Here is a 21,900-nt window from a genome sequence, read left to right as displayed (position 1 = left end):
TGAGCTGTCAGGTTTTAGGTGAGTTAGAGCACAAAGTTTAGTGTTAATAAAAAATCCCTACGGTCTATAACGGTTTAGTGGGAGTTTATGCTATGATATTTCCCATATTGTAGGGTCTATGAACCGTTTTGTGCGTATTTTATTGAGGATGTTGGAATGAAAAAAACAGTATTAAACACAGCGTTGAGCACAGCTTTTATCGTAGCTTTGGGTGCGGGCGTGAGTGCTTGTAGCGGCGGCGAAGAGCACGAAGAAGTATTGGCGATCGATATGGTAGATGAAGCGGCTGAGCTGGCACGCGCAAACGCCCCTGAAGCAGAAGACATGGAGTTTCCAGAGGCGGCACCGATGCCAGCGGCGGATGCAACAGCTGCAGATGGGACAGAAGCTGATGCCACTGCTGAAGCAGGTACGGCGGATACAAGCATGGCAGACGCGACAACCCCAGCCACAGAGAGTGCTGATACTGCGGCTGCGCCTGCTGCCACTGACAGCGCCGATATGGCAACACCTGCTGAATAAGCTTTTAATTAGACTCGTAATATAATATTGTGAGTCTATGAACTGCTACAAAAAATTTGGCCACAGACGCATCAAATAAAGGTAAGGTCATGATCGATATACAGCAGCATATAAAAAGACTGAGTTTATCTGTTATCAGTCTAAGTGCGTTATTAGTATTGAGCGCTTGTAGTAGTGATAACGCGACTACGGAAGCGTCCAGCGCAGCCAACGAACCTGCTGCTACGAGTGTTGAAGAAACAGTTGCAACAGAATCTGAAACTACGGTGCCTGAGCCTATGGCTGAATCTGAGACTACCGACATGGTGGTTGAAGAAAAGACTGCTGTTGTCGCTGAGCCTGAAGTGCTCGCTGCAGATGCTGGTGCTAAACTTTACGAGTCAAACTGTAAAGTCTGCCATACAGCGGGTTTATTGAATGCACCGAAATATGGTGACACAGCCGCTTGGGCGACTCGTCTGACCAAAGATAAAGAGACTCTATACATGCACTCCGCTAAGGGCTTTAATAAAATGCCAGCACAAGCGGTAAATGGTGTCAGTGAGGCACAAGTCAAAGCCGCTGTTGATTATATGCTCGCGTCAGTAAGCTGATATAGTATATATAGAGTATACCAGTCATTGAAATTTGTTAAACTGACCGTCATTGTGACTTACAATGGCGGTTTTTTTATGCGCGTTTTCTATTACTATCGATTTTAACAACATGACTGGCTGTGCGAAGCGGATTTGATTCGCTATTCAAAATTTTAAAGCGATATACAATAAAAACGCGGCAAAAAATAGTCCGAAAACAAAAGCATAAAGGCAAAAGTATGAAGGTATTGGGTTTAGAGACGTCTTGTGATGAAACTGGGCTGGCGATCTTTGATAGCGAGCAGATCAATAATGACAATCAAGGGTTGGTCGGGCAAGTACTGTACTCACAGATTGAGCTACATGCGCTCTATGGCGGCGTTGTACCTGAGCTTGCCAGTCGTGATCATATTCGTAAGCTCGTGCCCTTACTCAACGAGCTGCTTGAGCAGTGTGATATGAGTAAAAACGACATCGATGCGATTGCCTATACTAAAGGGCCAGGGCTGATCGGTGCGTTGATGACCGGCGCATTATTTGGCCGCAGTCTGGCGTATGGTTTGGATATTCCTGCCATTGGTATTCATCATATGGAAGGGCATTTGCTCGCGCCGCTTATGGGTGCCAATCCGCCCGCTTTTCCTTTTGTTTCGCTGTTGGTCTCTGGTGGTCACACGTTACTTATAGCCGCTCATGGTGTGGGACAGTATGAAATCTTGGGTGAGTCGATCGATGACGCGGCGGGTGAGTGCTTTGATAAAGTGGCTAAGATGCTAGGCTTACCTTATCCCGGTGGGCCTAATGTTGCCAAACTGGCAGAAGCTGGCAACCCTGATGCTTACGCACTGCCAAGACCGATGCTACATCGAGGTTTGGACTTTTCGTTTAGTGGTATGAAAACAGCGGTACATAACCTGATTAAAGACACTGCTGGCTCTGATAGTGATCCGCACATTCGCGCGGATATCGCCGCGAGCTTCCAATATGCAGTGGTCGATACGCTAGTAAAAAAATGCGTCAAAGCACTCAAGCAAGCAGGTATGAGCCGTCTGGTCATTGCAGGCGGCGTCAGTGCCAACATACATCTGCGCGAGATGCTAGAGGCAGAGCTGGCTAAGATCAATGCAACGGTCCACTATGCACCGCCCGCGCTGTGTACGGACAATGGTGCGATGATTGCTTATGCCGGATTTGAGCGCCTGCAAGCTGGGCAATCTGATGATCTGGCGGTTAGCTGTATTCCGCGCTGGCCAATGACAGAGTTGCCAGCCGTATAATTGAGCCTTTTGTCCACCAAACCTATTTGAACTAAGGACAGTCTATGCAGTGGCTAGCAATCGGCTTAGGAGCAGCATTAGGCGCATGTTTACGTGGCTATTTAGCGCGCTTTAATCCACTGCATCATTGGATACCACTTGGCACGCTTGGCGCAAATGTCTTGGGCGGCCTGCTGATTGGCCTTGCGCTGGTGTGGTTCGAGCGTATGGGTAGCAACTTATCTGATCATGTGCGCGTGTTTGTGATTACCGGATTTTTGGGCGGGTTAACTACCTTTAGTACGTTTAGTGCAGAAGTATTTGGTTTTATTCATGATGGGCGGCTGCTAGCAGGCTTAGCGCTCGTTGGTTTGCATGTTGGCTTGACATTATTAGCAACCGCGCTTGGGTTTTATTTTTTTAAGTGCGTACTTTGAGCTTGTATCGATATCACCTGCTTATTGAGTGGTCTGATTTAAGTGGTTATCGAAATACAGTCTGTTTTAAATGGTCTGTTAATGAGTCTAGAGGGCATAATGACTGGTTCCGCTGGGGTATACCGCAACATTACAAGATGACTAGGTAACTAGGTTATATCTCTAGTTTTGACGGCATAGTTTGTGTCAATATGACAGTGTCAGGTTTTTAACAGATAGCTATACGTCTCTAGATAGCTCTGCCAGTGATTATATATTAGGTTGCTCCTTCCTTTATCGCCACTTTCTTTAGTAGGCATATAACTGATAAACCCTACCATATCAGAAGGATAGCCAAAATCATCATAAACGCTGTTTACCTTATTAAAGTCAGCATCACTGTTAAGTCTGTTCTTAAATAACCAAAGTAAGATAATATATCGCAATCTATCATTTACACGTTCATCATCTATAGTTATGGTGCCATTCTCTCTACTTACACCACTGTCATCTATCTCTAAATATTGAACATGAGGGTTCAGATAGCTGCCGTTCAATAAAATATCAAGAGCAATTTAAAGTAAGTATTTACTGTCAGGGTAGTTAATTAGGGAAACGTCAACTATCTTTCCTAAGTCTTGTAAATCTATTATCTTGCGACTGATAGCAAAATCGACTTCCTTCTCAGATAAGACAATATCGTTTTCTTTTAAAAAAGAAAATGGAATACTAATATTTTTCACGTTTAGTTTCTCTATATCTTGAATGATACTGGTTACGGCTGCCAGTGCGATGCCTGTATAGCGCACCGAACTATAGGCTAATTCTTTATTAATTCTTTATTAATTCTTTATTAATCCATCATTACCATCATTCTTTAATGCAGGAACACGTTCTTGTATTGCATGATAAAACCCATCTTTGTCTTTTGGTGATATCACTATGCTACCCCCTTTATATATTATCTCAATCCTATCTAAGGACAGTGCTGGAGCAGATAACGTACTGTTGGTAGGAGTGATTTGGGTAATATCTTTCAATGAAATGCTTCGAGTAGAAAAACCATAATTCACTAACAGTTCGTCATCTGACAAACTGTACTTTACGCTGAAAAATATTAATAAGAGTAATATTGCACCTGGCATGGTAAAAAGACTAATAAATATTGTTCTTTTAATTGAACTATTGTTGTATATCCATTCTCCTACAGGCACCAAAATGAGTAATAAGCTAAAACCTAATATTAAAAAAGCTAACCAGAGATCGATCTTTGATGCAAATACAGTATTTATCATAATTTATTAGCAGAAAGCCCTTAGTTAATTTTATATTCGAAAAGCTCAGTTCATGTACACCATGAAGTACATTGTGACTGTTTCAGCGAGATAAAACATTGATACCAGTAGCCTACAGCCTAGTGTTCAAGTCCTCACTAGGGAACCATTATTTACCATAACATTCATTACGATATGAAAAGGTGAATAATATTTCATCACTATAAAAAAGTAATTAGTAATGAAACTACAATGGCTTCACAATTCCATCAAGTAAACTCGCAAAACCCTGCATATACGCCGTATCTTGACTCGACGTGCGCGTTGCGGCATAAAGCTGACAATACACGCCATCACCTAATGGTCGCGAGACTACCCAGCCTTTTTTCTCATACTCCGCCACCACCCAATCAGGCAATGCCGCTACGCCACGTTCACTGGCGACCAGCTGAATCAGCATTGCGGTCAGCTCCGTGGTGCGAATATCGGCAAAGCTTACATCGCTTGGCGTCATAAAATTGGCAATGATATCGAGGCGTTTGGCTTCTACCGGATAGGCAATCAATGTCTCGTTGGTCAAATCATCTGGTTCAATAAATTCTTGCGTCGCTAAATCATGCGTTGGTGACAGCACCAAGCGACTCTCATACTCAAACAATGGCTGATAGCTAATACCGTCGAGCGGTAAATCACTGGTGGTGATAAGCAAATCGATATCACCTTCCATCAAGAGATGATGCGGCTCAGGCTCAAAGCCCGTGGCAAAATCAAGCTCGACATCTGACCATTCACGGCGATAGTGATTGAGTATCGGCATGAGCCAATCAAAGCAGCTGTGACACTCTGATGCCAGTCGTAACCTGCCCGCTTGACCATGTGCCAAGCGCTTTAGATCGTTTTTGGTACGCGTGACTTGCGGCATGATATTATCCGCTAAGGCTAGCACGGCCTTGCCCGCTGGTGTAAAGCTAAGCGGGCGCGTGCGGCGATTGACGAGGCTGACGTCGTAGTAGTTTTCTAGCTCTTTGAGCTGATGCGAGACTGCAGACGCCGTGACATGTAGCTCATCGGCCGCTGCCGCAAGTGAACCATGCGCCCGTAGCGCAGTTAAGGTATTAAGATGACGAAGCTCAAGCATGATAAGACCTAACCGCTAAAGTGAGAAAAACTCATTATAGTGGATACTGTGTTGATTTTCACTCATAGATGTTGTCAATGAGTGATTGCTGCTAGCGCTTGCGTAACAACAACTGTGAGATGACCACCAATACTAGCGAGGCGACCAGCAATAACGTACCTATCGCATTGACTTCTGGTTTGAGGCCTACCCGCACCATCGAATAAATACGCAGCGGTAAAATCTCATAACTAGGCCCTGTGACAAAGGTCGATACCACCACGTCATCAAGCGACAAGGTAAAGGCGAGTAACCAACCTGCCATGACCGCAGGCAAGATAACGGGGATCAATACCGTACGTATCATCGTCGACTCAGATGCGCCCAAATCGCGCGCCGCTTCCATCAAGCGCTCATCTAAGCTGCTCAGACGCGCAAAAACAGTAATGACCACGAACGGCAGGCAAAAAGTGATATGCGCTATCAGTAAAGACACAAAGCCTAGCTGTAAGCCTATCAATAAAAACAGTGCCAGTAGTGAGATAGCCAGCACAATCTCAGGTGACATCATCAGCACAAACAGCAGCCCGTTTAGTAAGCCTTTACCGCGAAAGTTATAGCGATGTAAGGCGAGGGCAGTGAGCGTCCCTATAAGAGTGGAAACGGTAGCCGCGACTAGCCCCAAGACAATAGAATGCCAAAACGCATCGAGCATCGCTTGGTTGTTAAACAGTGATTCGTACCACTTTAAGCTAAAGCCGCCCCAGTTATAGCCAATTTTTGATTTGTTAAATGACATCACCACCAAAACAATGATGGGTAGATATAACAAAGTATAAATGAGTCCGAGATAGCCTTTAGCCGCGATCCTGCCAATCTTGAGCTTACGTGAATAAGACATTAGGCCACCTCGTTAAAATCAGTCTTGCCAATGCGGCGACTACTGGCGCGATAAGCCAGTAATAATACCGCCATTGCCACTGTCAATAAAACGCTAGCAGCAGCACCAAACGGCCAGTCACGGGCGTCTAAGAATTGGTTTTTGATGATATTACCGACGAGTAGGTTGCGAGAGCCGCCCAAAATATCCGCCACATAAAACATACCCATCGCAGGCAACAGCACGAGCAGTACGCCAGAGATAATCCCTGGCGTCGTCAGTGGTAGTACCACATGCCAAAAGGTCTGTGTTTTTGATGCACCCAAATCCTGAGAAGCCAATAGCATGTCATTGCGTAAATCGGTAAACACGGCATATAGCGGTAATACCATAAATGGAAATAATAAGTAAGTTAGACCAGCAATGACCGCGCCTTGCGTATATAAAATATCGATAGGAGCATCAATGGCACCGATTGCCAGCAGTGACTTATTAATCAAGCCATTATTCGCGAAGAGCAGCTTTAACGCATAGGTGCGTACCAGAGAGTTGGTCCAAAAAGGTAGTATTAACAGTAGCATCAGTAACGGCTGCCATCGCACTTTTACCTTGGAGATGATCCAAGCAAAAGGATAGCCCAGCAGTAGACAGATAACCGTCGTGATACCTGCCATCCACAATGAATGAACGAACACCTCAAAATACAACGGATCAACCATGCGCACATAGCTGTCAATATTGATAGGTAAGCTAATAAAGGCGCTGCTATCTCGGGTTAAAAAACTGACCGCGATGACCAATATATTTGGTAATAGCGCAAATATCAGTAGCCAACCCCAGATCAGCCAGAGCGTTGCCGTACGAAACGGACTTTTGCTGCCTAAGTGGTTGCGGGCCATCAGCTACCATCCTTTTGTACAGTCGCCTTGTTTGTATGGTCAGCGTCTTCTGGCAATACCCACTCCCAGCCATCTACCCATGAGACTTTGACGCCTTCGTTGAGTTTGTAATCAAAGCTTGGGTCGTCTTCATCAAAAAACTCAGAGGCCTTAATGATATGGCCATTTGCCAATTCAATAATCGAGTCTAACGTACTGCCTTTATAATTACTTTCGATGACGCGCCCCAGTAGTCCGCTATGCTCATTATCTTTTGGATCATATATGCGTAAGTCTTCGGGACGAAGTAGTAAATTGACGATATCGCCCACTTGTACATCATTGGCAAAATTGGGTCGACGCAAGTTACGTAGCGTTGTTGGCCCTTCTTGCGCTTGAGCCTCACAGACTTCAACTTCGATGCGTCCATTGGTCACGTTGCCATCACGATCTGGAAGGTCTGGATAGACACCCTTGACCTCAGCTCTAAACAGATTGGTCTCGCCGATAAACTTGGCAGTAAACAAGTTGGCAGGAGTCTCATAAATCTCAATAGGCGTGCCAATTTGCTGGAACATGCCGTCTTTCATCACGGCAATGCGGTCTGACATCGACAGCGCTTCTTCTTGATCATGCGTGACAAATACAAAGGTAATGCCCAGCTCACGTTGTAGACGCTTGAGCTCTGATTGCATTTGCAAACGTAGTTTGTGATCAAGCGCGGATAGTGGCTCATCGAGTAGTAATAGCTTGGGGCGATTGATCACCGCACGGGCGATCGCCACGCGCTGCTGCTGCCCACCAGATAAATCCTGCGGTTTGCGATTGGCCAAATGCTCCAACTGCACCATAGCCAGCATCTCGCTGACGCGAGCTTGAATCTCAGCTTTTGGCACTTTTTTTAGCTTTAATCCATACGCGACATTTTGGGCGACGCTCATATGTGGAAACAATGCGTACTGCTGAAATACCGTATTGACCGGACGTTTATCAGCGGATAAGCCTGCCATCTGTACGCCATCTAGATAGATTGTCCCCGCATTGGGCTGCTCAAAACCTGCAATCAAGCGCAGCAAGGTTGTCTTACCACAGCCTGAGGGCCCAAGCAGTGTCAAAAACTCGCCGTGCTTGATATCAAGGTTGATGTCTTTTAACACTTCAGTTTGATCGTAGGTTTTTTTGATACCATTTAATTGCAGCAACGTCTTGTCATTTTGAGGTGACGCAGAGGTTTTGTGCGTGCTTGGCGATGGGTCGGTCATAATATCTGTTCCTAAGCGTCAAATAGATCAGAGCAGTAAATCAATGCAGCCATCAAGGTATCTCGATGTCATCAAAAAACTGGCAAGAGCGTAAGCACGATTTGATTGCTGCCTGATAGCTGTCTGATTGCTGCGTATTATAACAAACCCGTGATATAAATCAGTGCAAGTTCGTTATAAGTTACGCGAGTCGTACCGTCATAGCAGCGATGGTTACGGCTATATTTTTACAGTTATAAGTTGGCGTATAACGACATTTAAACAAAATTTTTTACCGTTTTTTGGCCTCTATTCCTATACAATCACGGTATGGCTGACAAACGTAAGGCATCTGATGGGTGAGTGTGAATAGTCATCTGCCCATTTATGTTTGCATACAAGTATATAAAGCCGTTTATAACTCTCATATTATTGATAATAAAGGATCTCTCATGCCTACTGATATACGTCCAACAACAGGTCAAGAAGCCCTTGAGCTTTTAAAAGAAGGTAATGCCCGTTACGTGGATAGTCTCACCAGTACCGATGAATATATGCAGCGTCGCCCAGAATTGGTCAAGGATCAAAATCCATTGGCGATTATTTTGGGCTGCTCGGATGCACGAGTACCTGTTGAGATTGTTTTTGATCAAGGCTTGGGGGATTTGTTTGTCATACGTGTGGCCGGCAATGTGGTGGCGCCATCACAGATTGGCTCAATCGAATTTGCCGCCGAAGCCTTTGGCACAAAGTTGGTGGTAGTCCTTGGACATTCAAAATGCGGCGCGGTCACGGCCTGCGTTGAGACCTTGATCAATCCTGATCAGAACTATTCTCCTAATTTGCAATCGATCGTTGATCGCATTCGCCCAAGTGTCTATAACTTGCATGAGCTGGCGACCGCCAATGGTCAAGACGTCGATGCCGATGAGTTGGTTGATCGTTCTATCCGTGCCAATGTGCGTATGTCAGTGAGTCAGCTCAGACATGGTTCGCGGGCACTAGAGGACTTGACCAATAGTGGTCAGCTACTTGTTGTCGGTGCTGAGTATGACCTAGAGACAGGTAAGGTGAGGTTCTTAGACAGCTAATATATCTAAATATGAACATACTTTGTTCATATTCTTACAAAACCCTATCAATTATTTTGCCAATTTTTATTATGATGAGAGACAGCAGTGAATCATGACAGTCGTGATTCGCTTATTTATAACACTCTTTTTTGAATAACCTTAGGATAACTATGTCTACTAACAATAATAATAATGCGACCATCGCACAGCCTGCAAGCAGTATCAGTGCAGATGGTGTTCAGTCAATCTCTACGCAAACGACAGGATTTACTTTCAATCACACTATGCTACGCGTCAAAGATCCTGCCAAGTCATTGGCGTTTTATACTGGCGTGTTGGGAATGACGTTGCTGGCGGTCAAAAAATTCCCTGATATGGAATTTGATCTGTATTTCTTGGCAAAGCTAACTGAGAGCGAGCGTGAGAACCTGCCTACTGGTGATGATTTAGAAATTTTTGCGTTCCGTCAGCGCGGTATCTTAGAGCTGACCCATAATTATGGCACTGAGACAAAAGCTGACTTTAGCTATCATGATGGCAACCAAGACCCTCAAGGCTTTGGACACATTTGTTTTAGCGTACCGAACCTAGATGAAGCCATCGCTTGGTTTGATAAGAACGATGTTGAGTTCAAAAAACGTCCAGAAGACGGCAGCATGAAAAACATTGCCTTTATCAAGGATGTTGATGGCTACTGGATTGAAATCGTACAAGCTGATTTGATGTCATAACTGGCAAAACAGCAGTGAGATGTTCATTTATTTATCCCCTTAAACGCGCGCTAAAACAGCAATAGGAGCAACCCTTTATGCCCACCCCCGACGTGAGTCGCCTATCGAACACGCTAACCGATGGTGTGACCGTCTATCAACAAGTGGTCTATACCACGCAAGACTTGGCAAGTGGCTTTATCGAGCGCATTCCATATTTTATAGCGGCGCTCATTGTGTTGGGGATTTTTTGGCTGTTGTCGATTATTTTCAAAAAAGTCGTGCATAAAACCTTAGGCGCGCGCGTGCGTCATCAAAACTTGGTGAAGGTGTTTCAGCGCATAGGCGGGGCGCTTATTCTGTTTATTGGCTTTATGATCGCCATGGTTGTCGCTATTCCAGGATTTACACCAGCCAAATTAATCGGCGCGCTGGGTATTGGTTCGGTTGCGATTGGTTTTGCTTTTAAAGATATTTTTCAAAACTTGCTCTCTGGTATTTTGTTGCTGATTTCAGAACCGTTTCGTATTGGCGATCAAATCGTCTCAGGGGACTACGAAGGAACGGTAGAAGATATCAAAATCCGTGCAACGACCATCAAGACTTATGATGGTAGGCAAGTGGTTATTCCAAACTCGGAGCTATATACCTCGGCATTGACCGTCAATACCGCTTATAAGCAGCGCCGCTTGCAGGTAGAGGTCGGTATCGGCTATGAGGATGATATTGAAGAAGCAAAGGCTAAGATTCTACAAGCTTTGGATAAAGTTGAAAGCGTATCGAGAAAAGCGACGCCAAGCGTGATTGCGACAGGGTTTGGCGGCTCTTCTATAGATCTGACAGTACGTTGGTTTATTGATAACGGCACTCAGGCTAATAAAGTCGCTTCTATTCATCAAGTCATTGTAGAAGTCAAAAAAGCGCTGGATGCAGCCGGTATCAATATTCCTTTCCCTATACGTACAATAGATTTGAGCGATCCTTCAGTGAAATCTATTGTTAAGCAGATAAATAAGCAGCAAGATGACAATGTTAATAATGATGATAATGCCAAAAAAGCGGAGACAGAGTAATTTGCTTAGAGCGTTATTTCAAAGAGCTGTCTTCACGTGATGTTTTTTGAGCAATAAAAAACCGCCATATTCAATGATATGGCGGTTTTTTTGTCTTTCTACAAACTATAGTGAATTCAGTATAAAAACGATACAGTGGGACTGGGATAAATTTTTCGCAGCATCGAGCAGCGTAGGCACAGCACGTAAGGAAAATTTAGACCAGTTCCACCTTGATATATAATGTATCTGTTTTATTTAGGATTGATTATACTAGGCCAGTACAAAAAGTTAGTCATTCTTTGCTCTAAATTCGGTATGGCACGATTTACAACTTGCACCCACTTCACCAAAGGCAGCCTGGACGTCTTCGACACTAGTAGCCGACTGTGCAGCAGCATTTAGCTCAGCCGTCACTTTTTGAAAGTTGTCCGCTTCAGCACTGAAACCATCAGCATTTGACCATACGGCTTCAGTCGCGTTGCCCATGGCTTCTTGGTTTTCAAAGTGACTCCAAGGGTTTGCCGCATCTTCTGCCAAGAATGATGCTTGCTCTTTGAAAACCGCCGCATCAAAGGTATCAGGGGCTTTGACCATATCACCCATGACGCCCATCGCATCGCCCCAGCTTTTCATGCTGTCTTGGCGCGCTTTGATATCAGGATCGTCGCCTGCACCGCTACACGCTGTCAAACCCAGCGCCGCTACCATTAAGGTGATGCTAAAAAAAGATTTCAAAGATTTTTTGGTATAAACCTGTGCCATATGACTTACTCCTTTAAACGTGGCTAATAGTAGGCATCGCTATCACGCTTGCCTTACCTCAAATATTATTATAAAAATATTTCTTAAGATTCTTTTGCGCACAGTGGCTGCGAAAAAGTCTCTACTATTGTAGCGTTTATCGGCAGAATGGGAGCAATATAATGTTATATCCTCGTAATCATCGGATGATATAAAACCCCTTTAGCAAATCGTTTGTTAGATATAAAAAAGGCCAACGATAATTGCTGACCTACACTCTCAAACCTAACATTCTTGAGCTTTAAAAAATCTTAGAGAGCCAACCAATCACGCGGCTTGAGATAATAATCAGTCAACTCAAACTCAGGTGTGCCCTCAGCCGGCTCAAACCGATAATGCCAGCTGGCAAGAGGTGGCATACTGACTAAGATCGACTCGATACGGCCGTTACTTTGTAAGCCAAATAAAGTCCCACGATCGTAGACCAGATTGTACTCTACATAACGGCCACGGCGATAGAGCTGAAACTCACGCTGTGCTTCGGTATAAGGCATATCTTTACGCTGCTCAAAAATCGGCATGATACCGTCAAGGTAACCATTGCCAACGGCCTTCATAAAGTTAAAGCAAGTCTCAAAATCCCAGCCGCGACTCTCTGTACTGACGTCGTCATAAAACAAACCACCGATACCACGCTGCTCATCGCGGTGACGCAGATGAAAATACTCATCGCACCACTGTTTGAAATCAGCATAAATATGGTCACCGAAAGGCGCACATAGATCATGACAGACCTGATGCCAGTGTACACAATCGGCGAGTACGGGGTAGAAAGGCGTCAAATCAAAGCCGCCGCCAAACCACCAAATCGGCGCTTCGCCTTCTGCTTCTGCCACGAACAAACGTACGTTAGCGTGGCTGGTTGGGACATTTGGGTTTTTGGGATGTACCACTAAGGACACGCCCATGGCTTGCGCTTTGCGACCAGCGATATTGGGGTGGCGTGCAGTGGCAGAAGCAGGCAAATTGTGGACATGGATATGACTGAACATCACGCCTGCTTTTTCGATGACCGTGCCATCTGTCAATACGCACGAACGACCGCCGCCACCCTCTTTGCGCTCCCAATCGTCAGGGACGAAAGTTGCATTGCCGCCGCCATCGCGTTCTTGTGCCTCTAAGGCGTCGCAGATACAAGCCTGCAGGTCCACCAAAAACGCCCGTACGCGCAGGATGTCTTGATTGGTTGGCGTGGTCTCTGACGCTACGGTTGATAGGTCTGCTTGGTTATCTATATTTGAAATACTCATAAGACATCTATTTATTTAGGTGTATGGCTGTATTAAAATCTTTATCGAGCATGTGCCCCATACGATCGCGTTTGGTCGCTAGATATTCAGCGTTCATATCGTTGACACCGACCAACAATGGCACCCGTTCGACAACGTCAATACCATGCTCAGTCAAATAAGCAACTTTGTTTGGATTGTTAGTGATGAGTCTGACAGCGTTGACACCGATATGGGCAAGCATCGGACCACACATATCATAGATACGCGCATCAGCAGGCAAGCCTAACATGAGATTGGCATCCAGCGTGTCGTGTCCCTGATCTTGGAGGGCATAAGCACGAATCTTGTTGGTCAGACCGATACCGCGACCTTCTTGACGCAAATACAAAATCGCACCGCAACCTGACTCTTGGATGGCTTGCATGGCAGTATTGAGCTGTGGTCCGCAGTCACACTTTAATGAGCTAAACGCATCGCCTGTTAGGCACTCAGAATGAATCCGAACCAGCGGAATTGGTCTTTGCGACGACGTGTCATCTGAGCTAGGTGCTGTCATTGTGCCTGTCGTTTGATCGACCACAGACAGACCGACGGTCAGCATGACATGCTCTTGGCCTTCGTCGTTTTCAAAGATATGAATATCAAACTCGCCATGACGAGTGGGTAGTTTGGCACTAGTGATAAATTGATATGACATTACTGTCCTGCATAAGCCTAAAGTCGTGGCGGTGAAGGGTTTGTGATAATGCTATTAAACCCGCGATAACATTCTAGCCTGAACGATAAGGCCAAGATGATAGCAGTATAACCCTTTCATAAAGAACGCGTGCTTATTGTATTTATTATAAAAACACACAAAGTTCACAGACGACGCACGATGATTAAAGCGACAATTAAAAAAAAATGCTATTATGCCATACTATTTTGGTGGATACAGTGACAAGTCTTTATCCTTACATTACTATGTCGTCACTAACATCCGATATTGATGCAAAATAATAGGGCATAATAATAGTCCTTGGTATTAAAGCACGTAGTTTTGAGGCACGATCTACTGTGGTAGCGTGTTCATATGATACGTAGCGCAGCTATATACACGTAAAGTTGCATGAATAATTATATGGTCGATTACATCAATAATGATGTAGATATTATTGACGTCTCTCAATTGTAGCTATTGCTATATTGGAGACACGTCTTGTCAGCAGATTGGTAGGTATCGTACGGTTTATGCAGCAGTCACTTCATTCCCCAAAGTCTCAGTCCTCATCTGCATCAGTATCTGATTCTGCCGCCCAGCTATCGAGCTTACAGCAGACTTATACTGTGATTCCTCGCGTACGTCCGCATACGCCATTGCTTGATGCCATTAACACACCTTCTGATATGAATACGCTTTCAACCACTCAGCTGATTACGCTAGCTGATGAACTGCGTCTTTTTTTGTTGTATTCAGCAGGACAAAGCGGTGGGCATTTTGGCGCCAATTTGGGTGTGATTGAGCTGACGATTGTATTGCATTATTTGCTAGATGCTCCGCAGGATCAGATTGTATGGGATGTGGGTCATCAGGCCTATGCACACAAAGTCCTGACCGGTCGCCGTGAGCAGCTGGCAACGATCAGATCAAAAGATGGTCTGACTGCATTCCCAGAGCGTGCAGAGTCTATCTACGATACATTTGGCGTTGGGCATTCATCAACCTCTATCTCAGCCGGTTTGGGCATGAGCTTGGCGCTGCGCTATCAAGGCCTCGCGCAAACGGTTGCTTGTATCATTGGTGATGGTGCGATGACTGGTGGTATGGCTTTTGAGGCCATGAACGATGCAGTCCAACAAGATGCCGATCTACTAGTCATTTTGAACGACAACGATATGTCGATTTCTTGTTCTATCGGTGGTTTTTCGCGGCATTTAGCGATGCTTTGGGAGTCGGGCTACCAAGTCGATATCTCTGAGTCAGGTGAGCCTGTGCTTTGCCAGCGTCCTGATATGCAAGCATTTGATCGCCGCAAACGTCACAAAGAGATGCGTGATGTACCGCAATTAGAAGATAACTTATTTAAAGCGATTGGCTTTACCTATTTTGGTCCGTTTGATGGGCACAATATCCCTGAGTTACTACGTGTGTTGTCAATTGCCAAGCAAGTCAAAGGGCCTGTTTTGGTACATATCTATACCACCAAAGGCAAAGGCTTTGCACCAGCAGAACTAGATCCGGTCGGCTATCACGCGATTAGTAAGCTACCAGCAGAGATTCATAATGAGTCTCAGAGCAAATCTGCAGAAGCATTAAAGCAAAACACAAAACCTGCGCTAAAATACTCGCAAGTATTTGGTAATTTCTTATGCGATAAAGCGGCCGAAGACGATAAGTTGCTCGCGATCACTCCTGCTATGGAAGAAGGCTCGGGCATGATTGACTTTGCTCGTCATTTTCCAACACGCTTTTTTGATGTGGCTATTGCCGAACAACATGCGGTCACGCTAGCGGCCGGTATGGCAACGCAAGGTGTCAAACCTATTGTGGCGATTTACTCGACGTTCTTACAGCGCGGATACGATCAGCTGATTCATGACGTGGCGCTACAGAATCTCGATGTCATGTTTGCAATTGACCGTGCAGGCCTCGTTGGTGAAGATGGTGCCACGCATGCAGGCGTGTTTGATTTTAGCTTTTTACGTTGTATCCCGAATATAGTGATTGCTGCGCCAAAAGATGAAAACGAATGCTATCATCTGCTCAATACTTGCTATGAGTATCAAGGTTGTACGGCGGTGCGTTATCCACGTGGTACCGGTACAGGCGCCATTATCGAGCAGCCAGCACAGACTTATAAAATCGGTGAAGCCGTTATTGAGTCAGTATTGGGCAGCAATGATGCGCCTTATAAGCTAGCACTATTGGCTTTTGGTACGATGGTTGCGACTGCTCAGCAAGCGGCCGAGAGCTTAACCAGTGATGATACAGCGTTAGAGTGTCAGGTACATGTGGTCAATATGCGCTGGGTAAAACCGTTAGATACAGCTATGCTTGAGAGTTTACTGGCGCAAGGGGTGACGCATATCGCAACCATAGAAGAGCATGTGATTATGGGTGGCGCGGGTAGTGCAGTGAATGAATACTTGCTCAATGAATCGGCTGCTTTTAAACGTCAGCGTCCAGCTGTTGGCAACATCGGTATTCCTGATCGCTTTATCGCGCATGGCTCACAGGCAGAGCAGTGGGCTGATTGTGGTTTGGATGTGACAGGTGTTATTAAGCAGCTTAAGCAACTGTTGTCGTAAATTTTACTTTTTAGATTTGCAGTATTATTTACAAATTATTGTTTTAAAAGCCATTACTGTAAACAGATACTCGCTCTTTAAACAGAGCAAACGCCTGCTAGCCGTAGGTGCCAACTTTTTTACAACTTGCGCAGTTTGTATGACCACCAAAATACTGGCTTGGTCAGCGTGACGGTTTTTTCGTTTTTATCGAACAATTTTAGTATAATGCGGGTGTCGTTTATAAGTTTTTATTTATAAAAGACACGTTTCTAATCGCATAGATGTGGTGTGATGCGGCGGCTGTTTGGCATGTTGTGGGCACAGAGTTGGTTTTATTTTTTATATTCATTCATCAAGCAAATAGGTTATTTATGGAACCCATGGTCGTCATCGCAGCGCGTACTGCTGAAAAAGTTGGTAAAGAGATTTTATATGCGCATCAAAACCGTCACAAAATCGAGTTAGATATCGAGTCTAAAGGACTTGATGGTCTGGTGACGCGCATCGATCGCTTTAGCGAAGAGCTCACGATTGAAACCCTAAAAGCCAGCTATCCGAATCATTCATTTTTGGGTGAAGAGTTTGGTATGCAAGAAGGTCGCGGCGAAGACGCCGACTGGTGCTGGATTATCGATCCGCTAGATGGTACTAAGAACTTCGTTCATGGTGTACCGCAGTTCTGCGTATCTATCGCTGTACAGCACAAAGGCGTGACGCAGCACGGTGTCATTTATGACCCAGTCCGTGACGAGATGTTCTCTGCTAGCCGTGGTAAAGGCGCACGTTTGAACCAACGCCGCATTAACGTCAGCGAACGCAAAACCATCGATGGTGGTTTCTTTACCACAGGTCATCCGCTTGAGCGTAAGCGTAATGGTGAAGTGATCTCTTATGCCAAGCAGCATTTTGAGAGCTTACAAAAGATCTCTGAAGCTGGTGGTCAGGTACGTCGTCTGGGTTCAGCGGCGCTTGATTTGTGTTATGTTGCTGCTGGACGCTTTGATGGCTATTTTGAAATGTCGATTAAGCCTTGGGACATCGCAGCAGGTGAGCTTATCGTCACTGAAGCACGCGGCGTTGTTGTCGATCATACTGGCGCGCACAACTCTATGACCTCAGGCTCTATCTTTGCTTGTAACGTCAAACTGCTCAAGCCATTGATGCAAACCGTCGTGCCAATTTGGGGCGATGTGCTCTAATTATAAAATAAGCAGGCTTAAACGCTGAGCGAGTCAAACATAAAAAAGCTGGTTCCGTTAAGGAGCCAGCTTTTTTGCTTTTTTAGCGCGTTTGTCTTCGACCGTAATACCTTGAAACGCCAACTCTTGACTGACAGTTTCTAACAACTGTAGCTCTTCTTCTATCAGCATGAGCATGTCTTGGACACGCGGTAATGCTTTACTGCAAGCAGTGATGCCAAACTCAATTCTATCTAAATAACTGGCCAAAGTAATATTCATGGCTTGACCGTTGAATACGATAGAAGCGGGATACAGTGATTGTAAGCGCGCGCCATTCCAATATAGCGGCTTCTTAGAACCAGGAACGTGAGAGATGATAAGGTTGAAGGCTTGTTTTTTGGGAAAGATACCAGTCGCCAAGTTGATACCTTGCCATGCATAGGCGATGACGCTGTAATTAATGACTTGCGCTTGATTCATACGGCGAAAGCGACGTTTGCCATTATTCATACTACGATGGATCAGCTCCAATCTGCGTAATGGGTTGTCCAAATGTGTGCCCAAATTCGCTAGTACAAATGACAGCTGATTGCCCGATATACTATCATCAGTACGCAGTGACATCGGTACAAACGCAATCAGCGGCTTGCTGGGTAGCGCATCCATTGAGATCAAATAACGACGAATAGCGCCAGCACAGACGGCTAATACCACATCGTTTCTACTGATTTTTAATCTTTCGGCAATTTTATTAAAGCGCTGTATGTCATAAGACTGCGCCGAGATACGACGCGATGCGGAAATGCGCCTGTTCAAAATGCTCATCGGCGCGTCAAACGTACCGACATAGCCTTCATCACCATAGTTTTTCAGATTGTCTATCAGTTCTGTAAATACCGGTTTGATGGTAGATATCTGCTCTTTCATGATGCGCCTGATAGATCTTTCGGCAGGCAAAATAGCATTCATTTGATTACGGTGACGCGCCATCAGTGACCATACTGGTAGCGAGACGGGTTCGGTAGGGGATTGTGATAAGGATTTTTTTACCAAACGCATGGCAGCGATACCATCAACGAGCGAGTGATGAATCTTAAAATACCAAGCAAAACGTTCAGGCCCACCTTCTACTTCTGGCTCAATTCCTTCTATGACATGGCATTCCCAGAGAGGCATCGCACGATCCAGCAGTCGCCCATGCTCTCTTGAGACATACATCAACAGCTCACGAATACGCCCAGGACTCGGTAGCGCCACGTGATGTAAATGATGCTCTACATCAAAATCTTTGTCTTTTTTCCAAAACACCAAATGCTCTAGCACCTGATTGAACGGAAAGCTCGGCGGTACATCGGATTCTTGCATTTGTTTTACTAGCTGATAAACAAAGTCGCTATCAGCGCCCTCGGGTAATTCAAATAAAAACAATCCGCCAACGTGCATTGGTTGTTTACGCGACTCAAGAAGTAAGAACAACTGGTCGACTGCTGTGAGAAGTCGCATAATAAATCCTTTTATGACGATAATGAATAAACGATAATGAATAAAAATGATAGCTGACGGCGTGCTGACCCAACCAGATTTCCGTCTTATTATTTTATAATCGGTTTTTTGTTAGGGCTGACCCGAGCAAGCGCTTACTGGAAAAAATAGCCCGTCTGCGGTGAGCTAGCAGTTGCCATCTTACGCATTGGCATACGACCTGCCAAAAATGCGGCGCGGCCTGCCCATACGGCATGTTTCATGGCATGTGCCATCATCACAGGGTTTTGTGCATGGGCAATTGCTGAGTTCATCAGAACGCCATCACAGCCAAGCTCCATGGCAATCGCAGCATCAGAGGCAGTACCGACACCTGCATCGACCAACACAGGTACTTTGGCGTTTTCGATGATGAGGCTGAGGGTGTGGCGATTAAGCAAACCAAGTCCCGAGCCAATCAAGCTACCAAGTGGCATAATAGCGACGCAGCCCATGCTCTCTAACTCTTGGGCGACGATAGGATCATCTGAGCTATAGACCATGACTTCAAAGCCATCATCGACCAGTACTTGCGCCGCTTTTAAGGTCTCAGTGATATTAGGATAAAGGGTTTTTTCATCGCCCAATACTTCAAGCTTAACCAGATTGTGCCCGTCCAATAACTCGCGCGCAAGTTTGCACGTACGAATGGCAGTTTCGGCATCGAAGCAGCCAGCCGTGTTCGGCAAAATCGTGTATTTGTCAGGGGAGATGACATCGAGCAAGTTTGGCTCGTCGCTGTTTTGTCCGATATTGGTACGGCGAATAGCGACGGTCACGATTTCTGCTGCCGAAGCGGCAATGGCTTCTCCAGTCTCGCTCAGGTCTTTATATTTGCCCGTACCGACCAGCAGGCGAGAGGAAAAGGTACGACTACCAACGGTAAAGGTATCTTGCAAAAGTGGTGTCGGGTGAGTAGCAGTGCTAACGGTCTCTGACATAACTAAAAATCCTAATGGCAAGCGGGCAAGGTGGACAGAAAAAATATAACGAGATTTCTAAGTAATATTAAAAAAGTGCAGTAGACAATAATAGCGCACTGTTAGCAAAATAAAAAATCGCATGATAAGTTGGCTATATATACCGTAAAAATAGGCGAGTGGCGATACATAAAAAACGCCGACCACATAAAATAATACGCGTCTAAAACAAAATGTTATTATAACAAACTCATGCAATCTTACTTGCAATCTTTTTGGGCTTGGTCAGTCAAGCTCAGTGTATTTACAGTGCTTTGGTGTGATTGTCTATTTGACACTATCTCTATTTATTAGGTTGTCTTTATGATGCAGTTGCCGTACAGCTTCGCGAAACGCCATCAGATTTTGGCCATACTCGCCATTGATCCTGAGTTGCCGCCAACTTTGGTATTGACGAAAGCCACCCCACTGTCTGCGATTAATGAAGCGGTGCGGTTTTTGCAGCAGCAAGGCAGTCGCGGCGTACCAACTTACGAAAGTGTCAGCTCGGATGATTTTGAAAAACGTATGAACGCGGCTTACGCTGGTAATACCGGAGAGTCGCAGCATATCGCTGCTGGGCTTGAGGATCATCCGGATCTTGATAGTTTAGCAGATAGCGTCCCTGAGACTGAAGATTTGATGGATCAGCAAGATGATGCGCCGATTATTCGTCTGATTAATGCGCTGTTGTCAGAAGCCATTCGCCTAAATGCCTCAGATATTCATATCGAAACTTTTGAAAAACGCTTGGTGGTTCGCTTTCGAGTCGATGGCGAGCTTAAAGAAATTATCACGCCAAAACGCCAACTGGCGCCATTATTAGTCTCGCGTATCAAAGTCATGGCCAAGCTGGATATCGCTGAAAAGCGTGTACCGCAAGATGGGCGTATTAGCTTACGACTGGCAGGGCGAGAAGTTGATGTGCGTGTATCGACACTGCCGTCGAGCTTTGGCGAGCGCGTAGTGATGCGTCTACTAGACAAGCAAGCGGGACGTCTTAACATGACGTATTTGGGACTATCTGATAATGACTATACCGAGCTGAAGCGCTTGATTCATCGTCCGCATGGCATTATTTTGGTCACAGGGCCGACGGGGTCGGGTAAGACCACCACGCTATATTCGGCATTGACTGATTTGAATGACCAAACGCGCAATATCTTGACCGCCGAAGATCCCATTGAGTTCCAGCTCGACGGTATCGGACAGACACAGGTTAATAATAAGGTGGATATGACCTTTGCCAAAAGTCTGCGTGCGATGCTGCGTCAAGATCCAGATGTGGTGATGGTGGGTGAGATTCGCGATTTAGAGACGGCAGAGATCGCTGTACAGGCGTCTTTGACAGGGCATTTGGTTTTATCAACGCTGCATACCAACACCGCGATTGGCGCGGTCACTCGCTTGCAAGATATGGGTGTTGAGCCATTTTTATTATCGTCGTCACTGATCGGCGTGGTGGCACAGCGCTTGGTGCGTACTTTATGCTCACATTGTCGTGGCTGGCAGGCAGCGGACACCGAACAAGCCAAACTTTTTACCGAAATTGGTATTGAGAAAGTATTGGACAGCGATATTGAAAATGCAGCAAGTAAGGCGATTCGTCTACCCAAACCAGTAGGCTGCGATAAATGCAATCAGTCAGGGTTTAAAGGACGTACGGCGATATATGAAGTCGTACCAGTTGATGATACGCTGCGCCGTATGATTCATAGTAATACCGCTGAGTATGAGTTAGAAGCGTATGCTCGCCAGCAGACACCATCGATTCGCGCGGATGGTCTACGTAAAGTGATAGAAGGGCGCACGACACTAGAAGAGGTACTGCGAGTGACGAAAGAAAGCGCCCTAACGGATGATACGATACTGGTATAAATGCTTAGCTATAAACGATGAGAAACAGTATTTGGAGAACAGTGTCTAGAGAGCAATGTCT

At 45.4% G+C, this 21,900-nt stretch carries 21 protein-coding genes; 10 read left to right on the top strand and 11 right to left on the bottom strand.

The window, feature by feature from the left end; translation table 11 throughout:
- The first annotated feature begins 156 nt into the window (after positions 1-156).
- From GYK50_RS11490 to crcB, 4 genes are all read left to right on the top strand, one after another.
- Entirely contained in the window at positions 157-522 is a 366-nt protein-coding gene (locus GYK50_RS11490; protein WP_071002418.1) for a hypothetical protein, read from the top strand.
- An 89-nt stretch (positions 523-611) separates the two neighbouring features.
- Positions 612-1,115 carry a c-type cytochrome gene (locus GYK50_RS11485; protein ID WP_071002417.1) on the top strand — a complete coding sequence of 168 codons (504 nt, stop codon included), beginning with the start codon at positions 612-614 and terminating at the stop codon, positions 1,113-1,115.
- A 221-nt stretch (positions 1,116-1,336) separates the two neighbouring features.
- On the top strand, positions 1,337-2,374 hold the full coding sequence (gene tsaD, locus GYK50_RS11480; protein WP_071002416.1) for a tRNA (adenosine(37)-N6)-threonylcarbamoyltransferase complex transferase subunit TsaD: 1,038 nt from the start codon (positions 1,337-1,339) through the stop codon (positions 2,372-2,374).
- Positions 2,375-2,418: 44 nt separating this feature from the next.
- Positions 2,419-2,790: a fluoride efflux transporter CrcB gene (crcB, locus tag GYK50_RS11475; protein ID WP_071002415.1), complete on the top strand. Its 372-nt coding sequence runs from the start codon at positions 2,419-2,421 to the stop codon at positions 2,788-2,790.
- A 200-nt stretch (positions 2,791-2,990) separates the two neighbouring features.
- On the opposite strand, the gene GYK50_RS11470 is transcribed toward crcB, so the two are convergent.
- The 6 genes from GYK50_RS11470 to potA all read right to left on the bottom strand — a co-directional run bounded on the left by GYK50_RS11470 (position 2,991) and on the right by potA (position 8,180).
- Positions 2,991-3,326: a DUF2247 family protein gene (locus tag GYK50_RS11470; RefSeq protein WP_212563980.1), complete on the bottom strand. Its 336-nt coding sequence runs from the start codon at positions 3,324-3,326 to the stop codon at positions 2,991-2,993.
- Between the two features lie 285 nt (positions 3,327-3,611).
- Positions 3,612-4,064, bottom strand: a complete 453-nt coding sequence (locus GYK50_RS11465) for a PH domain-containing protein (protein ID WP_093067414.1) — start codon at positions 4,062-4,064, stop codon at positions 3,612-3,614.
- Positions 4,065-4,290: 226 nt separating this feature from the next.
- Positions 4,291-5,181 carry a LysR family transcriptional regulator gene (locus tag GYK50_RS11460; protein ID WP_093067420.1) on the bottom strand — a complete coding sequence of 297 codons (891 nt, stop codon included), beginning with the start codon at positions 5,179-5,181 and terminating at the stop codon, positions 4,291-4,293.
- Between the two features lie 91 nt (positions 5,182-5,272).
- A complete protein-coding gene (gene potC / locus GYK50_RS11455; protein WP_212563979.1) occupies positions 5,273-6,061 on the bottom strand; it encodes a spermidine/putrescine ABC transporter permease PotC in 789 nt (262 codons plus the stop codon).
- Positions 6,061-6,939, bottom strand: a complete 879-nt coding sequence (gene potB / locus GYK50_RS11450) for a spermidine/putrescine ABC transporter permease PotB (protein ID WP_212563978.1) — start codon at positions 6,937-6,939, stop codon at positions 6,061-6,063. Before potB ends, potC begins: the two co-directional genes overlap by 1 nt.
- Complete coding sequence (gene potA / locus GYK50_RS11445; RefSeq protein ID WP_093067429.1) at positions 6,939-8,180, bottom strand: spermidine/putrescine ABC transporter ATP-binding protein PotA; 1,242 nt, start codon at positions 8,178-8,180, stop codon at positions 6,939-6,941. Before potA ends, potB begins: the two co-directional genes overlap by 1 nt.
- Before the next feature lie 431 nt (positions 8,181-8,611).
- Here potA and GYK50_RS11440 point away from each other — a divergent pair, with 431 nt between their 5' ends.
- The 3 genes from GYK50_RS11440 to GYK50_RS11430 all read left to right on the top strand — a co-directional run bounded on the left by GYK50_RS11440 (position 8,612) and on the right by GYK50_RS11430 (position 11,015).
- Positions 8,612-9,250 carry a carbonic anhydrase gene (locus GYK50_RS11440; RefSeq protein WP_093067434.1) on the top strand — a complete coding sequence of 213 codons (639 nt, stop codon included), beginning with the start codon at positions 8,612-8,614 and terminating at the stop codon, positions 9,248-9,250.
- Between the two features lie 152 nt (positions 9,251-9,402).
- Entirely contained in the window at positions 9,403-9,963 is a 561-nt protein-coding gene (gloA, locus tag GYK50_RS11435) for a lactoylglutathione lyase (protein ID WP_201587571.1), read from the top strand.
- Between the two features lie 77 nt (positions 9,964-10,040).
- On the top strand, positions 10,041-11,015 hold the full coding sequence (locus GYK50_RS11430; protein WP_212563977.1) for a mechanosensitive ion channel family protein: 975 nt from the start codon (positions 10,041-10,043) through the stop codon (positions 11,013-11,015).
- Positions 11,016-11,285: 270 nt separating this feature from the next.
- On the opposite strand, the gene GYK50_RS11425 is transcribed toward GYK50_RS11430, so the two are convergent.
- From GYK50_RS11425 to ribA, 3 genes are all read right to left on the bottom strand, one after another.
- Positions 11,286-11,759, bottom strand: coding sequence for a c-type cytochrome (locus GYK50_RS11425; protein ID WP_212563976.1), 474 nt, complete (start codon positions 11,757-11,759; stop codon positions 11,286-11,288).
- A 290-nt stretch (positions 11,760-12,049) separates the two neighbouring features.
- Positions 12,050-13,048: an oxygen-dependent coproporphyrinogen oxidase gene (gene hemF, locus GYK50_RS11420; protein WP_212563975.1), complete on the bottom strand. Its 999-nt coding sequence runs from the start codon at positions 13,046-13,048 to the stop codon at positions 12,050-12,052.
- A 7-nt stretch (positions 13,049-13,055) separates the two neighbouring features.
- On the bottom strand, positions 13,056-13,727 hold the full coding sequence (gene ribA / locus GYK50_RS11415; protein WP_093067447.1) for a GTP cyclohydrolase II: 672 nt from the start codon (positions 13,725-13,727) through the stop codon (positions 13,056-13,058).
- A gap of 533 nt (positions 13,728-14,260) precedes the next feature.
- Here ribA and dxs point away from each other — a divergent pair.
- Positions 14,261-16,318 (top strand): 1-deoxy-D-xylulose-5-phosphate synthase, encoded by a 2,058-nt coding sequence (dxs, locus tag GYK50_RS11410; RefSeq protein WP_212563974.1) that lies wholly within the window; start codon positions 14,261-14,263, stop codon positions 16,316-16,318.
- A 353-nt stretch (positions 16,319-16,671) separates the two neighbouring features.
- The gene (locus GYK50_RS11405; protein ID WP_071003709.1) at positions 16,672-17,499 is read left to right on the top strand and encodes an inositol monophosphatase family protein; all 828 of its coding nucleotides are present in this window, start codon (positions 16,672-16,674) and stop codon (positions 17,497-17,499) included.
- Between the two features lie 57 nt (positions 17,500-17,556).
- On the opposite strand, the gene GYK50_RS11400 is transcribed toward GYK50_RS11405, so the two are convergent.
- Together GYK50_RS11400 and GYK50_RS11395 are read right to left on the bottom strand one after the other, a co-directional pair.
- On the bottom strand, positions 17,557-18,984 hold the full coding sequence (locus GYK50_RS11400) for a WS/DGAT/MGAT family O-acyltransferase (protein WP_212563973.1): 1,428 nt from the start codon (positions 18,982-18,984) through the stop codon (positions 17,557-17,559).
- Positions 18,985-19,118: 134 nt separating this feature from the next.
- Positions 19,119-19,901 carry a thiazole synthase gene (locus tag GYK50_RS11395; protein ID WP_201587609.1) on the bottom strand — a complete coding sequence of 261 codons (783 nt, stop codon included), beginning with the start codon at positions 19,899-19,901 and terminating at the stop codon, positions 19,119-19,121.
- Positions 19,902-20,285: 384 nt separating this feature from the next.
- Here GYK50_RS11395 and gspE point away from each other — a divergent pair, with 384 nt between their 5' ends.
- Positions 20,286-21,839, top strand: coding sequence for a type II secretion system ATPase GspE (gspE, locus tag GYK50_RS11390; RefSeq protein ID WP_212563972.1), 1,554 nt, complete (start codon positions 20,286-20,288; stop codon positions 21,837-21,839).
- The last annotated feature ends 61 nt before the right edge of the window (positions 21,840-21,900 follow it).

The sequence above is a fragment of the Psychrobacter pacificensis genome (assembly GCF_018336615.1).
In the GTDB taxonomy this organism is placed as follows: Bacteria; Pseudomonadota; Gammaproteobacteria; order Pseudomonadales; family Moraxellaceae; genus Psychrobacter; species Psychrobacter pacificensis.
This window is presented reverse-complemented; position numbering and strand designations above follow the sequence as displayed.

Bases quoted from the DNA above. Each gene is read 5' to 3' on its own strand.
- GYK50_RS11490 (WP_071002418.1), top strand. From the start codon at position 157: ATGAAAAAAACAGTATTAAACACAGCGTTGAGCACAGCTTTTATCGTA.
- GYK50_RS11485 (WP_071002417.1), top strand. From the start codon at position 612: ATGATCGATATACAGCAGCATATAAAAAGACTGAGTTTATCTGTTATC.
- tsaD (WP_071002416.1), top strand. From the start codon at position 1,337: ATGAAGGTATTGGGTTTAGAGACGTCTTGTGATGAAACTGGGCTGGCG.
- crcB (WP_071002415.1), top strand. From the start codon at position 2,419: ATGCAGTGGCTAGCAATCGGCTTAGGAGCAGCATTAGGCGCATGTTTA.
- GYK50_RS11465 (WP_093067414.1), bottom strand. From the start codon at position 4,064: ATGATAAATACTGTATTTGCATCAAAGATCGATCTCTGGTTAGCTTTT.
- GYK50_RS11460 (WP_093067420.1), bottom strand. From the start codon at position 5,181: ATGCTTGAGCTTCGTCATCTTAATACCTTAACTGCGCTACGGGCGCAT.
- potC (WP_212563979.1), bottom strand. From the start codon at position 6,061: ATGTCTTATTCACGTAAGCTCAAGATTGGCAGGATCGCGGCTAAAGGC.
- potB (WP_212563978.1), bottom strand. From the start codon at position 6,939: ATGGCCCGCAACCACTTAGGCAGCAAAAGTCCGTTTCGTACGGCAACG.
- potA (WP_093067429.1), bottom strand. From the start codon at position 8,180: ATGACCGACCCATCGCCAAGCACGCACAAAACCTCTGCGTCACCTCAA.
- GYK50_RS11440 (WP_093067434.1), top strand. From the start codon at position 8,612: ATGCCTACTGATATACGTCCAACAACAGGTCAAGAAGCCCTTGAGCTT.
- gloA (WP_201587571.1), top strand. From the start codon at position 9,403: ATGTCTACTAACAATAATAATAATGCGACCATCGCACAGCCTGCAAGC.
- GYK50_RS11430 (WP_212563977.1), top strand. From the start codon at position 10,041: ATGCCCACCCCCGACGTGAGTCGCCTATCGAACACGCTAACCGATGGT.
- GYK50_RS11425 (WP_212563976.1), bottom strand. From the start codon at position 11,759: ATGGCACAGGTTTATACCAAAAAATCTTTGAAATCTTTTTTTAGCATC.
- hemF (WP_212563975.1), bottom strand. From the start codon at position 13,048: ATGAGTATTTCAAATATAGATAACCAAGCAGACCTATCAACCGTAGCG.
- ribA (WP_093067447.1), bottom strand. From the start codon at position 13,727: ATGTCATATCAATTTATCACTAGTGCCAAACTACCCACTCGTCATGGC.
- dxs (WP_212563974.1), top strand. From the start codon at position 14,261: ATGCAGCAGTCACTTCATTCCCCAAAGTCTCAGTCCTCATCTGCATCA.
- GYK50_RS11405 (WP_071003709.1), top strand. From the start codon at position 16,672: ATGGAACCCATGGTCGTCATCGCAGCGCGTACTGCTGAAAAAGTTGGT.
- GYK50_RS11400 (WP_212563973.1), bottom strand. From the start codon at position 18,984: ATGCGACTTCTCACAGCAGTCGACCAGTTGTTCTTACTTCTTGAGTCG.
- gspE (WP_212563972.1), top strand. From the start codon at position 20,286: ATGATGCAGTTGCCGTACAGCTTCGCGAAACGCCATCAGATTTTGGCC.